Annotated in this window: 1 protein-coding gene; it reads right to left on the bottom strand. The window is 31.5% G+C overall.

Annotation, left to right across the window (positions count from 1 at the left end; genetic code table 11):
- Nucleotides 1-49: 49 nt before the first annotated feature.
- Nucleotides 50-1,186: an IS110 family RNA-guided transposase gene (locus FLP_RS16650; RefSeq protein ID WP_065450665.1), complete on the bottom strand. Its 1,137-nt coding sequence runs from the start codon at nucleotides 1,184-1,186 to the stop codon at nucleotides 50-52.
- Nucleotides 1,187-1,537 lie beyond the last annotated feature (351 nt).

Raw genomic sequence — 1,537 nt, 5'->3', positions numbered from 1 at the left:
AGGTACTATCTTAATTACCTAATTAATTTTAATATTTTTTATCTTTGTTTTAACAGAGAGGAAACTTACTGTGATCATTCGCTGGATGTTTACCTTGTGCAGCCTCAATTTTATTGGGGCTGTTTTTTATGCCTTTTTCAAAGGCAAACAGAGAGAAAGACTTCTGCTCCTTTTCTTGGATGCTTTTTATATAATTTGGTTCAAAGCGTTCCTTTTTCTTCCACATATAATAAATCATTGTCAGTAATTTCTTTTGAACGGCAACATAGCTTTTCATTTTGATTCCGTGCTTATTATAAGTTCGTTCAAATAGTTCCTTAAATGGTTTTACTTCGCATTTTATAACAACAAGTGATGGCATGTGCATTGCTCTTCTAATTCTGGAATTACCTTTTTTTGATATTTTGGTTTTTCCAACCCTGGTTCCTGATTGGGCTTCTACAACATCATAACCTGCGTAAGAAACCAATTGTTTGTAGTTGTTGAAGAGTTCGAAACCATTAGTTTCGGCTAAAATTGTTGCTAAAGTTAAAATCCCAATGCCTTTTATTTCTAAAATATTAGCAACACGTTCAGCTATTTTTGCATCTGATTTTATGTGGTTGTTGATTACTTTTTCCAATTCTTTCAGCTGTTTGTCAAATAAAATTATGGTTTCTTTTAATTGATTTGTTACTGGATCGACTTGATGCATGGCAAAACTTAATGCATCGAATTGATTTTTTAAAACCGTTTTTAATTCGGTTACATTTTGATGTTGTCTGGTATATAGTCGTAATTCATAAAAAAATGTTCCCATAGGCTGCCAGGTATCCAAACATTGCTCGGCTCCCATCTGGGATAATCCTTTGGCATCGATACTATCATTTTTTGATTTTAATCCAATTGCTTCCAAATACTTTTTGGCCTTATTGGGTAAAATAATAGAAACCGAAAATCCTTTTTCAAATAAATAATAAGCGCAATTTTCATGATAAATCCCTGTAGCTTCCATACATACAACAACTGGAACATTTTCCTTTACGTGTTTTAATACCCAATCTTGTAAAATTTTAAATCCTTTTTTATTATTGGAAATTACAGTACTTGATTTTACAATTACTTTTTGTTTTTCATCAATACAACTCATACAAGCATTGATCTTTTTGCTTGAAACGTCTAGTCCCACAGAATACTTTAAATTCATAATTCCATATTTTAGAATAATAAACAAAAAATTACACTGGTCTTTGCTCATTTTTTATACAGCATCTTTATCTAAAATAAAGTGCTTAAGTACTATTGTGACTTAAAATGTAATTAAAACTAAGAGGATTTACCTAGTGTTTACAATATCATCAATGATGTATTTCGCCCCGATAGAATTTTGCAACTTAGTTCTGTTTATCAATAGTTTATATCCAAAGATAAGATTTTGATATAATAATGTAAAGATATGAGCCCCGATGGGAGTGAAAATCCTTTTGTGCCGGGGTTCGGCACAAAAGATATAACGGACAGCGGGACAAGTGGTTCTTTTGAAAACATCACTTTTGCT

This window comes from Flavobacterium piscis (genome assembly GCF_001686925.1).
Classification (GTDB): Bacteria; Bacteroidota; Bacteroidia; order Flavobacteriales; family Flavobacteriaceae; genus Flavobacterium; species Flavobacterium piscis.
The sequence above is the reverse complement of the archived record's forward strand: the minus strand, read 5'-3'. Positions and strand labels throughout refer to the sequence as shown.